Annotated in this window: 20 protein-coding genes; all 20 read right to left on the bottom strand. The window is 63.9% G+C overall.

Going from position 1 to position 21692, the window contains the following annotated elements:
• Nucleotides 1-86: 86 nt before the first annotated feature.
• Nucleotides 87-1343, bottom strand: coding sequence for an urea ABC transporter substrate-binding protein (gene urtA, locus AC3WRI_RS16595; protein WP_010809107.1), 1257 nt, complete (start codon nt 1341-1343; stop codon nt 87-89).
• A 355-nt stretch (nt 1344-1698) separates the two neighbouring features.
• The gene (gene cyoD, locus AC3WRI_RS16590) at nt 1699-2067 is read right to left on the bottom strand and encodes a cytochrome o ubiquinol oxidase subunit IV (RefSeq protein WP_010809108.1); all 369 of its coding nucleotides are present in this window, start codon (nt 2065-2067) and stop codon (nt 1699-1701) included.
• Complete coding sequence (gene cyoC, locus AC3WRI_RS16585; protein WP_010809109.1) at nt 2067-2711, bottom strand: cytochrome o ubiquinol oxidase subunit III; 645 nt, start codon at nt 2709-2711, stop codon at nt 2067-2069. The genes cyoD and cyoC overlap by 1 nt, the downstream gene beginning before the upstream one ends.
• 5 nt (nt 2712-2716) lie before the next feature.
• Nucleotides 2717-4690 (bottom strand): cytochrome o ubiquinol oxidase subunit I, encoded by a 1974-nt coding sequence (gene cyoB, locus AC3WRI_RS16580; RefSeq protein WP_010809110.1) that lies wholly within the window; start codon nt 4688-4690, stop codon nt 2717-2719.
• A gap of 8 nt (nt 4691-4698) precedes the next feature.
• Nucleotides 4699-5664 carry a ubiquinol oxidase subunit II gene (gene cyoA, locus AC3WRI_RS16575; protein WP_010809111.1) on the bottom strand — a complete coding sequence of 322 codons (966 nt, stop codon included), beginning with the start codon at nt 5662-5664 and terminating at the stop codon, nt 4699-4701.
• Nucleotides 5665-6266: 602 nt separating this feature from the next.
• The gene (locus AC3WRI_RS16570) at nt 6267-6743 is read right to left on the bottom strand and encodes a MaoC family dehydratase (RefSeq protein WP_010809112.1); all 477 of its coding nucleotides are present in this window, start codon (nt 6741-6743) and stop codon (nt 6267-6269) included.
• Nucleotides 6744-6775: 32 nt separating this feature from the next.
• Nucleotides 6776-7219 (bottom strand): MaoC family dehydratase, encoded by a 444-nt coding sequence (locus AC3WRI_RS16565; protein WP_011614861.1) that lies wholly within the window; start codon nt 7217-7219, stop codon nt 6776-6778.
• Nucleotides 7220-7385: 166 nt separating this feature from the next.
• Nucleotides 7386-8504: an acyl-CoA dehydrogenase family protein gene (locus AC3WRI_RS16560; protein ID WP_011614860.1), complete on the bottom strand. Its 1119-nt coding sequence runs from the start codon at nt 8502-8504 to the stop codon at nt 7386-7388.
• Between the two features lie 13 nt (nt 8505-8517).
• On the bottom strand, nt 8518-9720 hold the full coding sequence (locus tag AC3WRI_RS16555) for an acyl-CoA dehydrogenase family protein (protein WP_010809115.1): 1203 nt from the start codon (nt 9718-9720) through the stop codon (nt 8518-8520).
• Nucleotides 9721-9815: 95 nt separating this feature from the next.
• Nucleotides 9816-10262 carry a DUF1178 family protein gene (locus AC3WRI_RS16550; RefSeq protein WP_011614859.1) on the bottom strand — a complete coding sequence of 149 codons (447 nt, stop codon included), beginning with the start codon at nt 10260-10262 and terminating at the stop codon, nt 9816-9818.
• Nucleotides 10263-10390: 128 nt separating this feature from the next.
• Nucleotides 10391-11026 carry an NUDIX domain-containing protein gene (locus AC3WRI_RS16545; RefSeq protein ID WP_010809117.1) on the bottom strand — a complete coding sequence of 212 codons (636 nt, stop codon included), beginning with the start codon at nt 11024-11026 and terminating at the stop codon, nt 10391-10393.
• A 44-nt stretch (nt 11027-11070) separates the two neighbouring features.
• Nucleotides 11071-11379, bottom strand: a complete 309-nt coding sequence (locus AC3WRI_RS16540) for a DUF2818 family protein (RefSeq protein ID WP_010809118.1) — start codon at nt 11377-11379, stop codon at nt 11071-11073.
• A gap of 13 nt (nt 11380-11392) precedes the next feature.
• The gene (gene nuoN / locus AC3WRI_RS16535; protein ID WP_010809119.1) at nt 11393-12868 is read right to left on the bottom strand and encodes an NADH-quinone oxidoreductase subunit NuoN; all 1476 of its coding nucleotides are present in this window, start codon (nt 12866-12868) and stop codon (nt 11393-11395) included.
• An 18-nt stretch (nt 12869-12886) separates the two neighbouring features.
• A complete protein-coding gene (locus AC3WRI_RS16530) occupies nt 12887-14353 on the bottom strand; it encodes an NADH-quinone oxidoreductase subunit M (protein ID WP_010809120.1) in 1467 nt (488 codons plus the stop codon).
• 27 nt (nt 14354-14380) lie between these two features.
• A complete protein-coding gene (gene nuoL, locus AC3WRI_RS16525; protein ID WP_010809121.1) occupies nt 14381-16468 on the bottom strand; it encodes an NADH-quinone oxidoreductase subunit L in 2088 nt (695 codons plus the stop codon).
• A gap of 58 nt (nt 16469-16526) precedes the next feature.
• Nucleotides 16527-16832, bottom strand: coding sequence for an NADH-quinone oxidoreductase subunit NuoK (gene nuoK / locus AC3WRI_RS16520; protein WP_010809122.1), 306 nt, complete (start codon nt 16830-16832; stop codon nt 16527-16529).
• A 17-nt stretch (nt 16833-16849) separates the two neighbouring features.
• On the bottom strand, nt 16850-17494 hold the full coding sequence (locus tag AC3WRI_RS16515) for an NADH-quinone oxidoreductase subunit J (protein WP_010809123.1): 645 nt from the start codon (nt 17492-17494) through the stop codon (nt 16850-16852).
• Nucleotides 17495-17678: 184 nt separating this feature from the next.
• Nucleotides 17679-18170, bottom strand: a complete 492-nt coding sequence (gene nuoI / locus AC3WRI_RS16510) for an NADH-quinone oxidoreductase subunit NuoI (RefSeq protein WP_010809124.1) — start codon at nt 18168-18170, stop codon at nt 17679-17681.
• A gap of 58 nt (nt 18171-18228) precedes the next feature.
• On the bottom strand, nt 18229-19293 hold the full coding sequence (gene nuoH / locus AC3WRI_RS16505) for an NADH-quinone oxidoreductase subunit NuoH (protein ID WP_010809125.1): 1065 nt from the start codon (nt 19291-19293) through the stop codon (nt 18229-18231).
• 21 nt (nt 19294-19314) lie between these two features.
• Complete coding sequence (gene nuoG, locus AC3WRI_RS16500) at nt 19315-21681, bottom strand: NADH-quinone oxidoreductase subunit NuoG (protein WP_492293603.1); 2367 nt, start codon at nt 21679-21681, stop codon at nt 19315-19317.
• Nucleotides 21682-21692: the final 11 nt, after the last annotated feature.

Below are 21692 nucleotides of genomic sequence, written 5' to 3'. Positions count from 1 at the left end.
CATCTGGCTGGCAAGCGCCAGCCCTCTCCCCCAGCCCCTCTCCCGCAAGCGGGAGAGGGGAGCCAACCGGCAGCGGGTGGCCCGGCTTACATCACCTTGTCCGGCTTGCCTTCATTACCCGCGATGAACGGGCTCCACGGCTGCGCGCGCACCGCCTTCGGCGTCTTCCACACCACCGAGAACTGGCCGTCGCCCTTCACTTCGCCGATCATCACCGGCTTGTACAAATGGTGGTTCTCGCCCATGGTCAGCGTGAAGCCGTCCGGTGCCTTGAAGGTCTGGCCGTACATGGCGGCGCGCACCTTGTTGGTATCGGTGGTGCCAGCCTTCTTCACGGCCTGCGCCCACATATGGATGCCCACGTAGGTGGCTTCCATCGGGTCGTTGGTCACACGCTTGTCGCCGCCGGGCAGGTTGTTGGCCTTGACCCATGCCGCCCACTGCTTGCGAAAGGCGTCGTTCTCGGGGTTCTTGACCGACATGAAGTAGTTCCATGCGGCCAGGTGGCCCACCAGTGGCTTGGTATCGATGCCGCGCAGTTCCTCCTCACCCACCGAGAACGCCACCACCGGCACGTCCTTGGCCTTCAGCCCGGCGTTGCCAAGTTCCTTGTAGAACGGCACGTTGGAGTCGCCGTTGATGGTGGAGATCACCGCGGTCTTGCCGCCCTGCGAGAACTTCTTGATATTGGCGACGATGGTCTGGTAGTCGCTGTGGCCAAACGGGGTGTAGACCTCTTCGATGTCCTTGTCGGCCACGCCCTTGCTCTTCAGGAACGCGCGCAGGATCTTGTTGGTGGTGCGCGGGTAGACGTAGTCCGTGCCCAGCAGGAAGAAGCGCTTGGCGCCGCCGCCTTCCTTGCTCATCAGGTATTCCACCGCCGGAATGGCCTGCTGGTTGGGCGCTGCACCGGTGTAGAAGACGTTCTTCGACATCTCTTCGCCTTCATACTGCACCGGGTAGAACAGCAGCGAGTTCAGCTCTTCGTAGACCGGCAGCACGGATTTGCGCGACACCGAGGTCCAGCAGCCGAAGGTCACCGCGACCTTGTCCTTGGTGATCAGCTGGCGCGCCTTTTCCGCGAACAGCGGCCAGTTCGAGGCGGGATCCACCACCACCGGCTCCAGCTTGCGCCCCAGCACGCCGCCGCTCTTGTTGATCTCGTCGATGGTCATCAGCGCCACGTCCTTCAGCGACGTCTCCGAAATGGCCATGGTGCCGGACAGCGAGTGCAGGATACCGACCTTGATCGGTTCCTTGGACTGCGCCATGGCCAGCGGGCTGGTACCGATCATTGCCGCGGCGGCTATCGCCGACAGCTTCAGCATGTCACGTCGTTGCATTTGCAGCTCCCGTTTATGGTGTTAGTCAGGGACTACGCTCCCCGGGTGATGCTTCTGCAACTAGCGTGCCATGGAGGCAGGCCGCCTGATACCCACCGCACCCCCGGCAGATGGCGTGCTGGCGCGGCGCGCAGGCGCTGCCGCCGCCCGCGATCGCGCATCCGCACCAGAGCAGTGCGGGCGGCGCACGCACCACTCCCGTGCATCTGCGCAATTCCGTGCGGGCGGCATGCGCAAGGCACCAGGCGATGCGCGTCCCCGCACCAAGGCCGGGCACCACGCCCCAAGGCAGGCGACGGGCAAAAAAAACGGGGCCCCTTGCAGGGCCCCGCTCTCGATGCCAGGACGTTGGTCCTTACATCACCATCATGTTGGCATTCAGGTTGTGCATGATCCACAGCGAACCCGCCACCACGATCACCAGGATCAGCGCCGTGAACAGCAGCGCGATCACGTTGCTGCGCTGCTCGGAGGACGTGTCCAGGTGCAGGAAGTACTTCAGGTGGACCAGGATCTGGACCGCGGCCATGCCGAGGATGATCCAGAGGATGGTGCCCTTGTCCATGCTGCCGTCCATCACGAGCTTGAACGGGATCACGGTCAGGATCACGGCCAGGATGAAGCCGATTGCGTACGACTTGAAGCTGGCGTGGGTGTCATGACCCGCGTGCGAGTCGTGCGAGTCGTGGGCGCCGTGCGCCGCCGGTGCGTTGTGTTGTGCCATCACAGATGTCCCATCAGGTAGACCACGGTAAACACGCCGATCCAGACCACGTCCAGGAAGTGCCAGAACAGCGACAGGCACATCAGGCGCTTGCTCAGGGTCGGGGTGATGCCCTTCTTCGACAGTTGCCACATCAGCACGATCATCCACAGCATGCCGCTGGCGACGTGCAGGCCGTGGGTGCCGACCAGCGTGAAGAACGACGACAGGAAAGCGCTGCGGCCCGGGCCGGCGCCTTCGGCGATCAGGTGATGGAATTCGTTGATTTCCATCGCCATGAACGCCGCGCCCAGCAGGAACGTGACGCCGAGCCACACCTGCACGCGGCTCAGGCTGCGGTTCTGCAGCGAGATCATCGCCATGCCGTACGTGATCGAGGAGAACAGCAGGATGAAGGTCTCCACCAGCACATAGTTGAGCTCGAACAGCTCCTTCGCCGACGGGCCGCCTGCCAGTTCGCCGCGCAGCACGGCGAAGGCCGCGAACAGTCCGGCGAAGATGATGCAGTCGCTCATCAGATAGATCCAGAAGCCATACACCGTATTGGCACTGGTATCGTGGTGCGCATGGTCATGGCCATGCGCGTCGGCTTTGGCCGGTGCGCCGGCCTGCGCGGGGATGCGGTCTAGGACTTGAGTCGACATGGTTCTCAGGCTTGCGAAGCAATGCGCTGCAGATGGCGCGTTTCGATCTGCTCGACCTCGGTGGCCGGCACGTAGTAGTCGATATGGTCGTCGTTGCTGCGGTGGATAAACGCCCACACCATGCCCACCAGGCCAACGATGGCCATCCACCAGATATGCCAGGTCAGGGCAAAGCCGAACACCAGGCTGAAGGCGCCGATGATGAAGCCCGCGCCCGTGTTCTTGGGCATGTGGATCTTCTCGTAGCCTTCGGTCGGCAGCGTCTCGCCACGGGCCTTCATGTCGGAGAACGCGTCCAGGTCACGCACCACCGGGGTGTGCGCGAAGTTGTAGAACGGCGGCGGCGACGAGGTGGCCCACTCCAGGGTACGGCCGCCCCACGGGTCGCCGGTCACGTCGGCCAGCTTCTTGCGGTCGCGGATCGACACCACGATCTGCAGCACCTGGAAGAAGATGCCCAGCGCCACGAACACCACGCCCACGACGGCCAGGTACAGCCACGGCGTCCAGGCCGGGTTGTCGGTGTGGTTCAGGCGGCGGGTCATGCCCATCAGGCCCAGCACGTACAGCGGCATGAAGGCGAAGTAGAAGCCGACCAGCCAGCACCAGAAGGCGCACTTGCCCAGGCGCTCGTTCAGCGTGAAGCCGAACGCCTTCGGCCACCAGTAGGTGATGCCGGCCAGGTAGCCGAACAGCACGCCGCCGATGATCACGTTGTGGAAGTGGGCGATCAGGAACAGGCTGTTGTGCAGCACGAAGTCAGCGGCCGGCACGGCCATCAGCACGCCGGTCATGCCGCCGATCACGAAGGTGATCATGAAGCCCAGCGTCCACAGCACCGGCGAGGTCATCTGGACCCGGCCGCGGTACATGGTGAACAGCCAGTTGAAGATCTTCACCCCGGTCGGGATGGAGATGATCATGGTGGTGATGCCGAAGAACGCGTTGACGTTGGCGCCCGAGCCCATCGTGAAGAAGTGGTGCAGCCACACGATGAACGACAGCACCATGATCGCGGCGGTCGCGTACACCATGCCCTTGTAGCCGAACAGCTTCTTGCCCGAGAACGTGGCGATCACTTCAGAGAAGATGCCGAACGCCGGCAGGATCAGGATGTACACCTCGGGGTGGCCCCAGATCCAGATCAGGTTCACGTACATCATGGCGTTGCCGCCACCGTCGTTCGTGAAGAAGTGGGTACCGACGTAGCGGTCCAGGCCCAGCAGCGCCAGGGTCACGGTCAGCACCGGGAAAGCGGCCACGATCAGCACGTTGGTGCACAGCGCGGTCCAGGTGAACACCGGCATGCGCATCAGCGTCATGCCCGGCGCGCGCATGCGCAGGATCGTCACCAGGAAGTTCACGCCGGTCAGCAAGGTGCCCAGGCCCGAGATCTGCAAGCTCCAGAGGTAGTAGTCCACCCCCACACCCGGGCTGAAGTCCAGTCCCGACAGCGGCGGGTAGGCCAGCCAGCCGGTCTTGGCGAATTCACCGACGCCCAGCGAGACATTGACCAGCATGGCGCCCGACACGAACAGCCAGAACGACAGCGTGTTCAGGAACGGGAACGCCACGTCGCGCGCGCCGATCTGCAGCGGCACGACCAGATTCATCAGGCCGGTCATCAGCGGCATGGCCACGAAGAAGATCATGATCACGCCGTGGGCGGTGAAGATCTGGTCGTAATGCTCGGGCGGCAGCACGCCGGTCGCGCCATTGGTGGCGAGCGCCAGCTGGGTGCGCATCATGACCGCGTCGGCGAAGCCGCGCAGCAGCATGATCAGGGCGACCAGGCAGTACATCACGCCGATCTTCTTGTGGTCGACCGAGGTGAACCACTCGTTCCAGAGGTAGCCCCACTTCTTGAAATAGGTGATCGCGCCTAGCAGCGCGGCACCGCCCAGGGCGACGCCGGCCAGAACGACCATGATGATCGGCTCATGAAACGGAATCGCCGACAAACTCAACTTGCCAAACATCATTGCTCCTAGGATTGCGCGCCCAGCGCCTTCACAGGCGTGGTCATCGACAGCTGCTCTTCACCGAGGGTGTTGCGCGACGTGCAGATCGGGCCGCCCTTGAACCCGTCGGCGGCGAGCGCCGTGCCGCTGTGGTCCATGTACTTGTGCAGGATGTTGTGGAAGAGCTTGTCTTCCACCTTGCCGTAGTACGTGACCGGCTCCTTCTCGCTGGGTTGTGCCAGCGTCTTGTAGCCTTCAACCCCCAGTTCGGTGGACGAGGCGCGAACCTTGGCGACCCACTGGTCGAACTCGTAGTTCGACATGGCGACCGCCTTGAACTTCATGCCCGAGAAGCCGCCGCCGCTGTAGTTGGCGGATACGCCGTCGTAAGAGCCGGCTTCGTTGGCGATCAGGTGGAGCTTGGTCTCCATCCCTGCCATGGCGTACACCTGGCTGCCCAGTTGCGGGATGAAGAACGAATTCATGATCGAATCCGAGGTGATCTTGAAGTTCACCGGGGTGTCGACCGGGAAGGCGATCTGGTTGACCGTGGCGATCTTCAGTTCCGGATAGATGAACAGCCACTTCCAGTTCAGCGCCACCACCTCGACGGTGACGGGCTTCTTGCTGGATTCGAGCGGCTTGTACGGGTCCAGGTCGTGCGAGGACTTCCAGGTGATGATGCCCAGCGCAATGATGATCAGGCAGGGGATCAGCCACACCACCACTTCGATCGCCGTGGAGTGCGACCAGTCCGGCTCATAGCGCGCCGAGGTATTGGACGCGCGGTACTTCCAGGCGAACACCAGCGTGAGCACGATCACCGGCAGCACCACCAGCAGCATGAGCCAGGTTGCAATCAGGATGATGTTCTTGATGTCGACGCCGACCTGCCCTTTCGGGTCGAGCAGCGTCATGTTGCAGCCGGCGAGCAGGAGCAGGCCAAGGCAAGGCAGGAACCGCGTCCAACGCGGCAGTATGGGTTTCTTCATGTCACGACTGGTTTGGTTACACCGCGCTTCGGGCAAAAGCGCGGCTAAACCGCCTGATGCTCGCGCAAGAGGCGTGGGGCTGAGGGAAAACCGGAAGGACGTGTCCTTAGCTGGCGTTGCGGTCGGGCGGCGGATCGAACGCCGGGGGACCATGCGGCCTTGCAACGCCATGAACACGGAAGGACAACTGACTGCGTGCGCTGCAGGCCCTGTAGGACCTTGCCGGCGCTGCGGCACCTGGCCGAAACCGCGAACGGTCCCGGCTCAGTACGGCGGCCGGGTAGCGTTGGAATACGAGGTTTTTGCACTTCCCGACGGACTTGCCTTCATGGCAAGCGCGGTTTTCGGCCGGGGAGCGCAACACGTAAAACATCGTGGGCGCGACTGTACCGCAACGCAACATTAGGGGTAAACCCAACGGCACAGAACACACTGTTCAGCAGAACGGACAATCGACGCACAAATCCGCGAAGCAGCATTTGACCGGCATCAACGTCACAAATCGGTTCCTAAAAATGCAGAAAGCCGCGCATCAGGCGGCCTCCAGGGGTGCGACATGCCTGTGTGGCATATTGTCGCACCGCGTCAAAACTGCGTATCCGTCACCCGTAGCGGCGCGTGATCGACTCGGCGACACAGACCGGACGGTCGCTGCCTTCGCGCTCCACCGTGACTTCCCAGGTCGACTGTGCGCCAACCAGTTCGGGCGACTTCGGCAGCGGATCGAGACGCTCGACCTTCAGCAGCTTGATGCGCGCGCGCAGCTTGCTGCCCACCGGCACGGGTGCCGTGAAGCGCACGCGGTTCAGGCCGTAGTTAACGCCGATCTTCGACGGCATGTGCAGCGCGTTGTGCATGAACTTGGGCAGCAGCGACAGCGTCAGGAAGCCGTGCGCGATCGGGCCGCCATAGGGCGACTCCTTCTTCGCGCGCTCCACGTCGATGTGAATCCACTGGTGGTCGCCGGTGGCATCGGCAAACTGGTTGACCTGCTGCTGGGTCACCTCGATCCAGTCGCTGACCGCGACCTCCTGGCCCTGCAGGCCTTCCAGTTCTTCCAGCGATGCGATGGTACGCATGTCGATAGTCTCCTCTTGACGATAAAGTGTTCTTAAGCGGGGCGGCGGCCGTACATGCCCATGCCCTTGACGGTGCAGACCAGTTCGCCGCGCTGGTTGGTGGCTTCCCACTGGGTGTGGACCACGCCGCGGTCCGGCTTGGACTGCGACGGCCGGGTATCGAGCACATTCAGCACGACGGTGAGCGTGTCGCCGGCGTAGACGGGCTTGAGCCAGCGGATCTCGTCCACGCCAGGCGAGCCCATGCTGGCCGACTTGCCGGTGGTGCTCAGCACCAGCAGCCGCATCATGATCGAGCACGTCATCCAGCCGCTCGAGATCACGCCGCCATAGATGCTCCTGGCAGCGGCTTCCTTGTCGATATGGAACGGCTGCGGATCGTACTGGCGGGCAAAGGCCAGGATCTCTTCCTCGGTGACGAGGTACGAACCCAGTTCGCGGCGGCTGCCGACTTCAAAGTCCTCGAAATACAGCATCGGTTGTCTCTCTGTAGTGATTGGCGCCATGGCACCAAGTTTGCTCAGGCAATGATCGCATGGCCGCCGGGGGCCGGCGTCCGTATTTGCCGAACCCGCCCCTAACGGTCCCCAAAGAAAAAAACCGCGCCTGGACTACAGCGCGGTTTTGATTGGACTGGCAGGATCAGGCAGCTTCCTGGAACCCCGGCTGGGCGGCGAACCTGCCCAGGTGGTGATCCACGTCGCCGAAGGTGGTGTTGATCAGCGTCAGCCGCTTGAACATGTGCGCGGCCGGCAGTTCGTTGGTCACGCCCATGCCGCCGTGGATCTGCACTGCCTCCTGGCCAACCGTGCGCGCTGCCTGCCCCACGCGCGCCTTGGCGGCGGAGACATAGCGGCGGCGCTCTTCCGGCGTTACTTCTTCGAAGCGTGCCGCGGCCAGCAGCGTGATCGAGCGCGACTGCTCGGCGTGGATGAACATCTCCACCATGCGGTGCTGCAGCGCCTGGAAGCGCGCGATCGGCACGCCGAACTGCTGGCGCGTCTTGGCGTATTCCAGCGTGGCGGCATTGAGCGTATCCATCACGCCCACGGCCTCGGCGCACAGCAGCACGGCAGCGTAGTCGGCCACTTGCTCGATCACCGGGAAGGCCTTGCCGGCTTCGCCCAGCAGTTGCGCGGGGGCATCCTGGAAGGTGATGTCGGCCGCGCGCAGGTTGTCGATGGTGCGGTAGTCCTTGATGCTGACGCCGGCGCCCCTGGCATCCACCAGGAACAGCGAGATGCCGTCCTGGTCGGCTTCGGCACCGCTGCTGCGGGCCGACACGATCAGCTTGTCGGCCTGGCCGCCGTGCAGCACCACGGTCTTGCGGCCGTTGAGCTTGCCGTCGCGGGCGGTGACGCGCACGTTGTTCAGTTCATAGCGCGCCTGCGGCTCGTTGAAGGCCACGGTCAGCTTCAGTTCGCCGCCGGCGACCTGTTCCAGCAGTGCATCCTGGCCACCGGCCAGGCCCAGGGCGTAGGCGCCCACCACCGTGGCCAGGTACGGCTCCACGATCAGGCCTCGGCCCAGCTCCTGCTGCACCACCATCATGTCCAGGGCCTTGCCCGCGAAACCGCCCTGCGCTTCCGGCACCGGCAGCGCGGTCAGGCCAAGCTCGACCAGCGAGCCCCAGGCGGCGTCGCCATAGCCGGCGGCGCTTTCGTAGTTCTGCTTGCGGGACTCGAAGCCGTAGTCCTTGTCGATGAAACGGCGGACGGCGTCGGCCAGCTGCTTCTGTTCGTCGCTGAGATTGAAGTTCATGTTGCGTGTCTCCTCACAGCCCCAGAATCATCTGGCTGATGATGTTCTTCTGAATTTCGTTGGACCCGCCATAGATGGAGGTCTTGCGATAGTTGAAGTAGTACGCGGCCAGCGGCGCGGCGTCGTCGTAGCCGGTCACGGCGTGCTCGGTCTCGCACTCCAGGTAGGCGGTGTCGAACGGCTGCGCGTACGGGCCGACGGCCTCGACCATCAGCTCGGTCAGCAGCTGCTGGATCTCGGTGCCCTTGATCTTGAGCATCGAGGCCTCGGGGCCGGGGCCCTTGCCTGCCGCTTCGCTCGAGACCACGCGCAGCACGGTGATTTCCAGCGCCATCAGCTCGATTTCCAGCGCGGCCACCTTGGCGCCGAACACCGGGTCTTCCAGCAGCGGCTTGCCGTTCTTCTGCTGCTGGCGCGCCACGCGCTTGAGGAAGCCCAGCTCGCGCTTGGAGTTGCCCACGCGGGCGATCCCGGTGCGCTCGTGGCCCAGCAGGTACTTGGCGTAGGTCCAGCCCTTGTTCTCTTCGCCGACGCGGTTCTCGACCGGCACCTCGACGTTGTCGAAGAAGACTTCGTTCACCTCATGCTCTTCGTCGAGCATGATGATCGGGCGCACGGTGATGCCCGGGGTCTTCATGTCGATCAGCAGGAACGAGATGCCCTCCTGCTTCTTGGCTTCGGGGTCGGTGCGCACCAGGCAGAAGATCATGTCGGCGTGCTGGCCGAGCGTGGTCCAGGTCTTCTGGCCGTTGACGATGTAGTGCTTGCCGTCCGAAGTCAGCTCGGCACGGGTCTTCAGCGAGGCCAGGTCCGAGCCCGAGCCCGGCTCCGAATAGCCCTGGCACCACCAGTCGGTGCAGTCCAGGATGCGCGGCAGGTAGTACGACTTTTGCTCTTCGCTGCCGTACTTCATGATCACCGGCGCGACCATCGCCACACCGAACGGCAGCACGCCGGGCGCGCCGACGCGGGCGTTCTCTTCATCCCAGATATGGCGCTGGGTGGCGTTCCAGCCGGTGCCGCCGTACTGGACGGGCCAGTGCGGTGCCGACCAGCCCTTGCCGGCCAGGGTCTTGTGCCAGCGCACCAGGTCGTCGCGGTTCGGACGGCGGTGGTTGAGAATCTTGCTGCGGATGTCCGCCGGCAAGTTGGCTTCGAGCCAGCTACGCACTTCCTCGCGGAAGGCGTTGTCGGACGCCGAGTAGTTGAGATCCATGCCCGTCTCCAGTGGTGCCGGCTTGGCGTGGGGCCGCCGGCGGTTTGTTCTGCCTGCACGTCAAGCGCCGACAGCAAACGGGCACAAGACGCAATTCAGTGAGCCGTCTGCTTCAGCGCATCCGGCACCACGAGCGGGAAAGTCTCGATGCCCTCTTCGGCCAGCGCCTGCACCTCCTCCGCCGAGGCCGAACCGCGAATGCCGCGTTCCGGCGCCTCGTCATAGTGCATGCGCCTTGCCTCTTCGGCAAAGCGATCGCCAACATCCTCGGTCTGTGCCAGCACCTGCTTCACTGCCTTCATATAGAGCGCTTGCAGTGTCTCCGGTGCGGCAGCCGGCTGCGCCGGCCTGGCGCTGCCTTCGCGCGCGGTCGCGCCCGACAGGTTCAGGCGCGGCGCGCTGGGCAGCCGCGTCACGGCGTGGTCGCCACAGACCGGGCATTGGACGAGGTCACGCGAGATTTGCGACTGCGCATCTTCTTCCGAGGCAAACCAGCCCTCGAAACCATGGTCATGCGCGCAGCGCAGGTCGAGCACCTTCATGATCTTTCCAGCCCGTCAAAAGCTATATTATCCGCGAATCGAAATTTTGTGAACGGTCGTGCTAAATTTTTTAGAACGACCGTTCGGGAACAACCGCATGGCGCAGAATCCACGCGGCTCACTACTCACTATACGGCGTAATGCGGCAGCGGCTGTTCGCCCGGTTGCCAGGCACCCGAGATCACTTTTTCCAGCCAGAATGCGCCGATGATGGTCTTTACATCGGTGATGCGGCCGCTGCGGACCCAATCGATCACCTGCCCCACCGGCGTGATGAAGGTCTCGATGAACTCGCCGTCGTCGAGCTGCGCCTCGCCATGCGTCAGGTCGCGCGCCAGGAAGATGTCGATGAACTCGGTGGAATACGAGATAACCGGGTGGATGCGCGTCAGGTAGTCCCAGCGCGCCGCGCTGTAGCCGGTCTCCTCCAGCAGTTCGCGTTCGCCGCAGCGCTGCGCGCCCTCTTCCGGATCAAGCTTGCCGGCGGGGAATTCCAGCATCACTTCGCCGATCGGATAGCGGAACTGGCGCTCCATCAGCACGGTGCCGTCGCTGAACAGCGGGATCATCATCACCGCGCCCGGATGGACCACGTACTCGCGCCCGGTCTGCTTGCCGTCCGGCAGCCTGACGATATCTTGCTTGAGGGTGAGGAACTTGCCGCGATGGACCGTGGCCGAGGCGACGCACACTTCCTTCAGTGCGTCGTCGTTCCCGGCGGGTTCAGCGGTAGGCGGGGTGCCGCGTTGGATCTTGTCGGTCATGGACGCTCCGGATCAGGCAGGGCCCGGCGCCGACAAGACCGGCTTCAGGCCGTGCGGTGTTTGACGAGGTATTGCCAGGTGAAGCCCGGGAAGGCAAACACCAGCATCATGCACGCGGTAATGGCATAAAACTGCCAGCCCTGCGGGAAGGCGTTGCCAAGGCTGGCCTCCACCGCAAAGCCGGCGGCGCCCGCCACCGCGAACCATACGATCAGTTCCAGCAGGCGCAGCCACAGCGGCTTGCGCGCCCGCCGCAGCGGGATCAGCACGAACAGGCGCTGGTTCACAAACGGCAGGTTCGCACTGATCAGTGCCAGCAGGATGACAAACCAGCCGCTTGCGGATGCGCTCATGGCATGTGGCGGATCAGGAACCCAGGGTCGAGCGGATGGCCTGGTAGCACAGGTTCATCAGCGCGGCCGGGAAAATACCCAGCAGGATCACCGCGGCGCCGTTCACGCTCAGCATCGAGCGCAGGCCAAAGGTTGCTTCCAGCTCTTCTTCAGCAGCGGGCGCATCGAAGTACATCAGCTTGACGATACGCAGGTAATAGAACGCGCCGATCAGCGAGAACAGCACGGCCACCACGGCCAGCCAGGTCATGCCCGACTTGACCACCGCATCCAGCACGGCCAGCTTGGCATAGAAGCCCACGGTCGGCGGAATGCCGGCCAGCGAGAACATCATCACCAGCATCAGGAACGCGAACCACGGGTTGCGGCGCGACATGCCCCTCAGGTCTTCCAGGGTCTCGGCCTCGAAACCCTTGTTCGTGCGCAGCAGGATGATGCCGAAAGTGCCCAGCGTGGTCAGCAGGTAGGTCACCGAGTAGAACATCGCCGAGCTGTACGCATCGGCGGCGCCGTCAGCCTTGTTGGCGACCACGCCCGACAGCAGGCCCAGCAGCACGAAGCCCATGTGCGAGATGGTCGAGTACGCCAGCATCCGCTTCAGGTTGCTCTGCACGATGGCGGTCAGGTTGCCGATGGCCAGCGAGATGATCGACAGCACCACCAGCATCATCTGCCAGTCATTGGCCAGCGGCAGCAGGCCTTCCACCAGCACGCGGATAAACAGCGCAAAAGCAGCAACCTTCGGGCCGCCGGCGATCAGCAGCGTCACCGCGGTCGGCGAACCCTGGTAGATGTCCGGGATCCACATGTGGAACGGCGCGGCACCCAGCTTGAACGACAGGCCGGCGACGATAAAGACCACGCCAAAGGCCAGCATGGTGGTGTTGACGCGGCCCGACTCGACCACGCGGAACACTTCGCCCAGGTTCAGCGAACCGGTGGCGCCATACATCATCGAGATGCCGTACAGCAGGAAGCCCGAAGCCAGCGCGCCCAGCACGAAGTACTTCATCGCCGATTCCGAAGTCACGCGCGATTCGCGGCGCAGTGCCACCAGTGCGTACGACGACAGCGACAGCAGCTCCAGGCCCAGGTACAGGGTCAGGAAGTTGTTGCCGGTGATCATCACGATCTGGCCGCCCAGCGTGAACAGCGCGAGCTGGTAGAACTCGCCGGCAAACATGTCGCGATCCGCCAGATAGCGGCGCGTGTAGACCAGTGTCACGAACAGGCCGGCAGAGCAGAACGCGGACAGCACGTTTGCCATCGGATCGATCACGACCAGGTTGGCGAACGCGTAGTGCGTCTCGCCGGCGGCGGCATTCAGGCCGAACCAGACGGTCAGCGCCAGCGTGGCCAGCAGCGACAGCGGATATGCCACGCTTTGCTTGCCCTTGCCACGTGCAAGGTCGATCCAGTTGACCGCGCCGATGGCGATCGCCAGGAAAATAATCGGCGCCACGGGGCCGAGTGTCGAGGACGTTTGCATGTTGATTTCTCTCCCCGATTACAGCTTGGACTGTGCCGCGTGGGACAGCAGGTTCACCACGGACGCGTGCATCACGTCGGTAAAGGGCTTCGGGTGCAGGCCCATGTACAGCGTCATGATGGCCAGCAGGCCGAGCATGACGAACTCACGCTTGTTCAGGTCGACCAGCTCGCGCACGTGCTGGTGGACGATGTCGCCGAAGATCACGCGCTTGACCATCCACAGCGAGTAGGCGGCGCCGAAGATCAGGGCGGTGGCGGCCAGCAGGCCGATCCAGAAGTCGAACTTGACCGCGCCCAGGATCACCATGAATTCGCCGACGAAGCCCGAGGTGGCCGGCAGGCCGCAGTTGGCCATCGCGAAGAACACTGCCAGCGCGGCGAACTTGGGCATAGTGTTGACCACGCCGCCGTAGTCGGCGATCTGGCGCGAGTGCACGCGGTCGTACAGCACGCCGATGCAAAGGAACATCGCGCCGGAGATAAAGCCGTGCGAGATCATCTGCACGATGCCGCCTTCCACGCCGATGTCGCTGAAGATGAAGAAGCCCAGCGTGACGAAGCCCATGTGGGCGATCGACGAGTACGCCACCAGCTTCTTCATGTCGGCCTGCACCAGGGCCACCAGGCCGATGTAGATCACCGCGATCAGCGAGATGGTGATGATGAACGGGGCCAGGTAGTGGCTGGCGTCAGGCGCGATCGGCAGCGAGAACCGCAGGAAACCGTAGGCGCCCAGCTTCAGCATGATGGCGGCCAGCACCACCGAACCGCCGGTCGGCGCTTCCACGTGGGCGTCGGGCAGCCAGGTGTGCACCGGCCACATCGGCACCTTGACCGCGAAGGCGACGAAGAAGGCAATGAACAGCGCGATCTGCTCGTTCATCGACAGCTTGGCCTGGTGCCATTGCAGGATGTCGAAGGTACCGGTCTTGTTGTACAGGTACAGCAGCGCGATCAGCGTCAGCAGCGAGCCCGCCAGCGTGTACAGGAAGAACTTGAACGCGGCATAGACGCGGTTCGGGCCGCCCCAGACACCGATGATGATGTACATCGGGATCAGCGTGGCTTCGAAGAACACGTAGAACAGCATGCCGTCCAGCGTGCAGAACACGCCGACCATCAGGCCCGACAGGATCAGGAACGAGGCCATGTATTCGGCCACACGCTCGGTGATCACTTCCCAGGCCGAGATCACCACGATCACCGTGATGAAGGCGGTCAGCACCACGAACCACATCGAGATGCCGTCAACACCCAGCAGGTAGTTGATATTGAAGCGTTCGATCCAGCTCGCCTTTTCGACGAACTGCATGGCCGCGCTGGCGCGGTCGAAGCCGAAGACCAGCGGCAGCGTGACGACAAAGCTGGCGATCGAGCCGAACAGCGACATCCACCGGACAAAGCCAGGGCTGCGGTCCGAGCCGAAGGCCAGGATCAGCAGGCCGAAAAAGACAGGCAGCCAGATTGAGAAAGACAGAACCATTTCTATGTTTTCCTTACTTGGTGCCTATCACTTGGTGCCGATCACGCCCGTGACCGTCAGCGTCAGCAGCACCAGCATGCCGACGATCATCGCGAACGCGTAGTGGTAGATATAGCCCGACTGCAGGTAGCGGCTTGCCGAAGCAAACGAAGCCACCAGGCGCGCCGCGCCGTTGACGAACAGGCCGTCGATCACGCTCTGGTCGCCGCCCTTCCACAGGCCGGTACCGAGCAGGCGTGCGCCGCGGGCGAACACGGCCTGGTTGATGGCGTCCATGTAGTACTTGTTGTCCAGCAGCTTGTAGAGACCCGAGAAGCGGTTCGCGATGGCTTCAGGGATATCCGGGCGCTTCATATAGAAGAACCAGGACAGCACCACACCGGCGACGGCCAGCCACAGCACGGGCGTGGTCAGCGAGTGGATCGCCATTGCCACCCAGCCGTGGAACGCTTCCTTGAGCTCGGCCATGGCGTGGTGGTTCTCGCCGACGAAGATCACATCCTTGAACGCGATGCCGTTCTTGAAGAAGTTGCCGAACAGCATCGGCTCGATCGCGATCGCACCGACGATCACCGACGGGATCGCCAGCAGCACCAGCGGCAGCGTCACCACCCACGGCGACTCGTGCGGCTTCTCGCCGGCGGCCAGGCCATGGTGGTGGTCGTGCGAGACCTCTTCGTCCTCATGGTCGCCTTCATGATGCTGGTGGGCATGGTTCTGGCCCCAGCGCTCCTTGCCATGGAAGACCAGGAAGTACATGCGGAACGAGTAGAACGCGGTGACGAACACGCCCGCCAGCACGGCGAAGTAGGCAAAGCCCGAACCGGCGATATGCGACTCGGCCACGGCCTCGATGATCGAGTCCTTGGAGTAGAAGCCCGCGAAGAACGGCGTGCCGATCAGCGCCAGCGAACCCACCAGCGAGGTGATCCAGGTGAGCGGCATGTACTTGCGCAGGCCGCCCATGTTGCGGATGTCCTGGTCGTGGTGCATGCCGATGATGACCGAGCCCGCGCCCAGGAACAGCAGTGCCTTGAAGAACGCGTGCGTCATCAGGTGGAACACGGCCACCGAGTATGCCGAAGCGCCCAGCGCCACGGTCATGTAGCCCAGCTGCGACAGGGTCGAGTAAGCGACCACGCGCTTGATGTCATTCTGGATGATGCCCAGGAAGCCCATGAACAGCGCCGTGATGGCACCGATCACCAGCACGAAGGACAGCGCCGTATCCGACAGCTCGAACAGCGGCGACATGCGTGCCACCATGAAGATGCCGGCGGTCACCATCGTTGCCGCGTGGATCAGCGCCGAGATCGGGGTCGGGCCTTCCATCGAGTCAGGCAGCCAGACGTGCAGCGGGAACTGCGCCGACTTGCCCATCGCGCCGATGAACAGGCAGATGCAGGCCACGGTGATCATGAGCCAGTCGGTGCCCGGGAAGATCACGGTCGCCAGCTGGTCGCGCGCGGCGAACACTTCGGTGTAGTTCATGCTGCCGGCATAGGCCAGCAGCAGGCCGATGCCCAGGATAAAGCCGAAGTCGCCGACGCGGTTGACCAGGAACGCCTTCAGGTTGGCGAAGATCGCCGTCGGGCGGGTGTACCAGAAGCCGATCAGCAGGTACGACACCAGGCCCACCGCTTCCCAGCCGAAGAACAGCTGCAGGAAGTTGTTGCTCATCACCAGCATCAGCATCGAGAAGGTGAACAGCGAGATGTAGGCGAAGAAGCGGTTGTAGCCGGGGTCCCCGTCCATGTAGCCGACGGTGTAGATGTGCACCATCAGCGAGACAAAGGTAACCACCACCATCATCATCGCGGTCAGCGAGTCGACCAGGAAGCCGACCTCCATCTTCAGGCTGCCGATGGCCATCCACTCATAGACGGTGCCGTTGTAGCCGGCGCCGTTCATGACGTCGAGCAGCACCATCACCGACAGCACGCAGGCAATGGCCACGCCCAGAATCGTCGAGGTGTGGGCCACCATCCGGCCGCCGCGCGACTCCGAGGAAAACAGGTCAAAGAACTTGGTACCGAACAGGCCGGCGATCGCGGAGCCGACTAGCGGCGCCAGCGGGATCGCAAGCAGCAGGTTGGGGTTGAGCGTGGTTGCCATAGGACGCTTAGTGGTGTGCGGTCGGTGAGTCTTGGGTATCTGCGTAGTGCGCCACGGATCAGCCCTTGAGGGTGTCCATGTCGTCCACGTTGATCGTATCCAGGTTGCGGAACAGCACAACCAGGATGGCGAGACCGATTGCCGACTCGGCGGCGGCCACCGTGAGGATGAAGAAAACGAAAACCTGACCAGCCAGGTCGCCCAGGTAATGCGAGAAGGCGACGAAGTTGATGTTCACCGCAAGCAGCATCAGTTCGATCGCCATCAGCAGCACGATCACGTTCTTGCGGTTCAGGAAGATGCCGACGATGCTGATCGCAAACAGGATCGCACCGAGCACGAGGAAATGAGCGAGAGAGAGCACAGCGATTTCTCCGGGCTTTAGTTCTTATTGGCGGCAGCCGCGGCTTCCGTCTGCTGGGTCTGGCCTTCGGACTGCATCGGCACCAGGCGCACGCGCTCGTCGCGGCGGGTGCGCAGCTGCGCCGACACGTCCTGGGCCTTGACGTCCTTGCGGCGGCGCAGGGTCAGCGCCACGGCGGCGATGATCGCCACCAGCAGGATGATGCCGGCCACTTCGAAGGCGTAGATATAGTCGGTGTAGATCAGCTTGCCGAGCGCTGCGGTGTTCGAGTAGCCCGGGTCCTGCGAACCGTTGGTGGCCACCGGCGTGGTGGTGCCGATAAAGTTGCGCACCAGCACGATCGCCATCTCGGCGATGATCAGCGCGCCCACCACCGAGGCCATCGGCACGTAGGTCCAGAAGTCCCGCCGCAGGTGCTCGATGTCGATGTCGATCATCATCACCACGAACAGGAACAGCACCATCACCGCGCCGACATAGACCAGCACCAGCAGGATGGCGAGGAATTCCGCCTTGAGCAGCATCCAGATCGCCGCCGCCGTGAAGAACGACAGCACGAGGAACAGTGCGGAATGCACCGGGTTCTTCGCAGTGATGACTTTCAGTGCGGAGAGCACCAGCACCAGCGCAAAGACGTAGAAGATGGTGGTCGTGAGTTCCATGGTCCCTATCGGATCCTCTCTGGGCCGTCCGGCACAAGCCACCCCCTCGGGTGGCCCGCTCCTGCGGCATCCTTGCATTGGCCCCTTGCATTGCAGGGACCGCATTCAATTCGGTGGCGGCGGCTGCCAGGTCTGCTGCTTGCGGCAGCCGCGAACCGGTCGTTACTTCTGTCGCTGCTTCGGCTTAGCGATACTTTGCGTCGGCAGCCTTCGCTGCGGCGATCTGCGGCTCGTAGCGGTCGCCCACTGCCAGCAGCATGTCCTTGGTGAAGTACAGGTCGCCGCGCTTCTCGCCGTGGTACTCCAGGATCTGCGTTTCCACGATGGCGTCGACCGGGCAGGCCTCTTCGCAGAAACCGCAGAAGATGCACTTGGTCAGGTCGATGTCATAGCGGGTCGTGCGGCGCGTGCCGTCGGCGCGCGCGTCGGACTCGATCGTGATGGCCAGCGCCGGGCACACCGCCTCGCACAGCTTGCAGGCGATGCAGCGCTCTTCCCCGTTGGGGTAGCGGCGCAGCGCGTGCAGACCACGGAAGCGCGGCGAGATCGGCGTTTTCTCTTCCGGGAACTGGACGGTGATCTTGCGCGCGAAGAGATAGCGGCCGGTCAGGGCCATGCCCTTGAAGAGTTCCTTCAGGAGCAGGCTGTTGAAGAAGTCCTTGATGGCGAGCAGCATGATGCTTCCTAGTATTTCCACACGGCGCGCGCCCCGGCGCGCACCGTCGTTTGGCCGTTCAGTGCCAGATGTTCCAGGGCGACTTGATCCAGATCGCCACGATGATCAGCCACGCCACCGTCAGGGGGATGAACACCTTCCAGCCCAGGCGCATGATCTGGTCATAGCGGTAGCGCGGGAACGAGGCACGGATCCAGATGAAGACGGACAGCAGCAGGAATACCTTGATCACCAGCCAGAAGAAGCCCGGGATCGCGTTGGTCAGCACGCTGTCGATCGGGGGCGCCCAGCCGCCCAGGAACATCAGCGCGGTCATCGTCGAGATGATGATCATGTTGATGTACTCGGCCAGGAAGAACAGCGCGAAGCCCATGCCCGAATACTCGATCATGTGGCCGGCCACGATTTCCGACTCGCCTTCCACCACGTCGAACGGGTGGCGGTTGGTTTCGGCCACGCCCGAGATGAAGTAGACGCCGAACATCGGCAGCAGCGGCAGCCAGTTCCACGACAGGATGTTGATGCCCATGTCGGCAAAGTAGCCGGTGTTCTGGCCGTTGACGATGGCCGACAGGTTCAGGCTGCCGGCAACCATCAGCACCGTCACCAGCGCAAAGCCCATGGCGATTTCATACGACACCATCTGGGCCGCGGCACGCATGGCGCCGATGAAGGCGTACTTGGAGTTCGAGGCCCAGCCTGCCAGGATCACGCCGTACACGCCCACCGAGCTGATCGCCATCACGTACAGCAGACCGGCGTTCACATCCGCCAGCACCACTTCAGCCTGGAACGGAATCACGGCCCAGACCGCCACGGCGGGCATCAGCACCATCAGCGGGGCAATCAGGTACATGCCCCGGCTGACCTGCGTGGGCATCATGACTTCCTTGAGCAGCAGCTTCAGCACGTCGGCAATCGGCTGCAGCAGGCCCAGCGGACCCACGCGGTTCGGGCCGATACGGACGTGCATCCAGCCGATCAGCTTGCGCTCCCACAGGATCAGGTAAGCCACGCACAGCAGCAGCGGCACCACGATGATCACGGCGCGAATCAGGATCCACAGCGGCGTCCAGTAGGCACCCAGCAGACCCTGTCCTTGCGAGGTAATCCAGTCAATCATGTCTTGTTCTCGCTCTTGTTCTTACGCCGTGGCCACGGTGCCGGTGGCCGGCGCCAGGTCAATGGCCTTCTCTACGGTGACCGTGCCGTACATCGCGCCCAGGCTCATGGCCGCCGGCGTCGCCGCCGGCACGCGCACGGTGTTGGCCGGGAGCGTGGCTTCGAGCACGGCCGGCAGCACCACGCTGCCCTGCCCTTGCGTGACCCGCACCGGATCGCCGGACTGGATGCCAAGGCTGGCGAACAGGTCGGCCGGCAGCGCGATCTGCATGGCGCGGCGCGCGGCAGCGCTCAGCTGCAGCGACTCGGCGCGGCGCACGATCGGATCGGCGTGGTAGATCGGCACATCGGCAATGCGTTCGATGCCGTTGGCGGCAGCGGCGGCCACGCGGATCGGCGCGTCGGTGGCGTTGTCCAGCTGCGCGTCGACCGGGGCCGACAGCACTTCGGCACGCACCGATTCGGCGGTTTCGTAGTCGAAGCCGGCCACGTCCAGCAGGTTGCCCAGCACGCGCAGCACCTTCCAGCCCGGACGCGATTCGCCCAGCGCGCGCACCACGCCGTTGAAGCTCTGCGGCTTGCCTTCGCAGTTGACGAAGGTGCCGGCGGTTTCCGTGAACGGCGTCACCGGCAGGATCACGTCGGCGTACTGCATGGCCGCTTCCGAACGGAACGGCGACAGCACCACCACCGTGCCGGCCTGGGCCAGCGCGGCCAGCGCCTTGCACGGGTCGGCGGCGTCGAACTCGGGTTCGGTGTTCAGCAGGATGTAGGCCTTGCGCGGCGTGTCCAGCATCGCCTGCGCATTGGCGCCGCCCTGCCTGGGCAGCGCGCCGGCGACATAGCCGCCGACGGTATTGGCGGCTTCGGTCAGGAAGCCCAGCGTCGCACCGGTTTCGGTGGCGATCCACTGTGCCAGCGCGTGCAGCGCCGAGAACTGCGGATGGCGCACGGCCTCGTTGCCGAGGAACACCGCACGGCGCTCGCCCGACAGCAGCGCTTCCGCCACCTTGCCAGCGGCTTCGCCACCGTCGAAACCTTCAGTGCCGGCCGGGGCAGCGACGCCCTTGGCGGCAGCCACGGCACGGGCCACGCCGGCGAGCGCCGCGGTCCAGCCGGACGGCGCCACGTCGATGCGGGCGGCCAGCGGCATCAGCAGGTCTTCACCGCCGGCACCCAGCACCGCCACGCGGGCACCCTTCTTGGTGGCCTGGCGCAGGCGCGAGGCCAGCAGCGGATGATCCTTGCGCAGCGACGAGCCGATCACCAGCACGCGTTGCAGGGTGGTCACGTCGGCCACCGGCATGCCCAGCCACGGCGCGCCCTTCAGTGCCGCCGAGAAGTCGGTCTGGCGCAGGCGGAAGTCGACATTGTCGCTGCCCAGGCCGCGCATCAGCTTGCCCAGCAGGAACAGCTCTTCCAGCGTGCTGTGCGGGCTGGCCAGCGCGGCGATCTGGTCGGCGCCATGATCGCGCTTGATGCTGGCGAGGCCGTTGGCCACATATTCCAGCGCGGTCTGCCAGTCGGTTTCCATCCATTCGCCGCCCTGCTTCAGCAGCGGGCGGGTCAGGCGGTCGGCGCTGTTCAGGCCTTCATACGAGAAGCGGTCCTTGTCGGAGATCCAGCACTCGTTGATGTCTTCGTTTTCCAGCGGCAGCACGCGCATCACGCGCTGGTTCTTGGTCTGCACCACCAGGTTAGCGCCCAGGCCGTCGTGCGGCGACACCGACTTGCGGCGTGCCAGTTCCCAGGTACGGGCCGAGTAGCGGAACGGCTTGCTGGTCAGCGCGCCGACCGGGCACAGGTCGATCATGTTGCCCGACAGTTCCGAGTCGACGGTCTTGCCGACGAAGGTGGTGATTTCCGAATGCTCGCCGCGGCCCAGCATGCCCAGCTCCATCACGCCGGCCACTTCCTGGCCGAAGCGCACGCAGCGGGTGCAGTGGATGCAGCGGGTCATCTCCTCCATGGAGATCAGCGGGCCCACGTTCTTGTGGAACACCACGCGCTTCTCTTCCTTGTAGCGCGACTCCGAGGCACCGTAGCCCACGGCCAGGTCCTGCAGCTGGCATTCGCCGCCCTGATCGCAGATCGGGCAGTCGAGCGGGTGGTTGATCAGCAGGAATTCCATCACGGACTTCTGCGCCTTGACCGCCTTCTCCGAATTGGTGAAGACCTTCATGCCGGGGGTCACCGGCGTGGCGCAGGCAGGCAGCGCCTTCGGGGCCTTTTCGACCTCGACCAGGCACATGCGGCAGTTGGCCGCGATGGACAGTTTGCGGTGGTAGCAGAAGTGCGGGATGTAGGTGCCCAGCTTGCGGGCTGCTTCCATCACCAGGCTGCCTTCAGCAACCTCAACCTTCTTGCCGTCGATCTCTAGTTCAACCATGTTCTGCCACG

Source organism: Cupriavidus sp. FW305-27 (assembly GCF_058787995.1).
Note: the sequence above shows the minus strand (reverse complement) of the source record. Positions and strands in the feature narration are given on the sequence as shown.

Bases quoted from the DNA above. Each gene is read 5' to 3' on its own strand.
- urtA (WP_010809107.1), bottom strand. From the start codon at position 1,343: ATGCAACGACGTGACATGCTGAAGCTGTCGGCGATAGCCGCCGCGGCA.
- cyoD (WP_010809108.1), bottom strand. From the start codon at position 2,067: ATGGCACAACACAACGCACCGGCGGCGCACGGCGCCCACGACTCGCAC.
- cyoC (WP_010809109.1), bottom strand. From the start codon at position 2,711: ATGTCGACTCAAGTCCTAGACCGCATCCCCGCGCAGGCCGGCGCACCG.
- cyoB (WP_010809110.1), bottom strand. From the start codon at position 4,690: ATGTTTGGCAAGTTGAGTTTGTCGGCGATTCCGTTTCATGAGCCGATC.
- cyoA (WP_010809111.1), bottom strand. From the start codon at position 5,664: ATGAAGAAACCCATACTGCCGCGTTGGACGCGGTTCCTGCCTTGCCTT.
- AC3WRI_RS16570 (WP_010809112.1), bottom strand. From the start codon at position 6,743: ATGCGTACCATCGCATCGCTGGAAGAACTGGAAGGCCTGCAGGGCCAG.
- AC3WRI_RS16565 (WP_011614861.1), bottom strand. From the start codon at position 7,219: ATGCTGTATTTCGAGGACTTTGAAGTCGGCAGCCGCCGCGAACTGGGT.
- AC3WRI_RS16560 (WP_011614860.1), bottom strand. From the start codon at position 8,504: ATGAACTTCAATCTCAGCGACGAACAGAAGCAGCTGGCCGACGCCGTC.
- AC3WRI_RS16555 (WP_010809115.1), bottom strand. From the start codon at position 9,720: ATGGATCTCAACTACTCGGCGTCCGACAACGCCTTCCGCGAGGAAGTG.
- AC3WRI_RS16550 (WP_011614859.1), bottom strand. From the start codon at position 10,262: ATGAAGGTGCTCGACCTGCGCTGCGCGCATGACCATGGTTTCGAGGGC.
- AC3WRI_RS16545 (WP_010809117.1), bottom strand. From the start codon at position 11,026: ATGACCGACAAGATCCAACGCGGCACCCCGCCTACCGCTGAACCCGCC.
- AC3WRI_RS16540 (WP_010809118.1), bottom strand. From the start codon at position 11,379: ATGAGCGCATCCGCAAGCGGCTGGTTTGTCATCCTGCTGGCACTGATC.
- nuoN (WP_010809119.1), bottom strand. From the start codon at position 12,868: ATGCAAACGTCCTCGACACTCGGCCCCGTGGCGCCGATTATTTTCCTG.
- AC3WRI_RS16530 (WP_010809120.1), bottom strand. From the start codon at position 14,353: ATGGTTCTGTCTTTCTCAATCTGGCTGCCTGTCTTTTTCGGCCTGCTG.
- nuoL (WP_010809121.1), bottom strand. From the start codon at position 16,468: ATGGCAACCACGCTCAACCCCAACCTGCTGCTTGCGATCCCGCTGGCG.
- AC3WRI_RS16515 (WP_010809123.1), bottom strand. From the start codon at position 17,494: ATGGAACTCACGACCACCATCTTCTACGTCTTTGCGCTGGTGCTGGTG.
- nuoI (WP_010809124.1), bottom strand. From the start codon at position 18,170: ATGCTGCTCGCCATCAAGGACTTCTTCAACAGCCTGCTCCTGAAGGAA.
- nuoH (WP_010809125.1), bottom strand. From the start codon at position 19,293: ATGATTGACTGGATTACCTCGCAAGGACAGGGTCTGCTGGGTGCCTAC.
- nuoG (WP_492293603.1), bottom strand. From the start codon at position 21,681: ATGGTTGAACTAGAGATCGACGGCAAGAAGGTTGAGGTTGCTGAAGGC.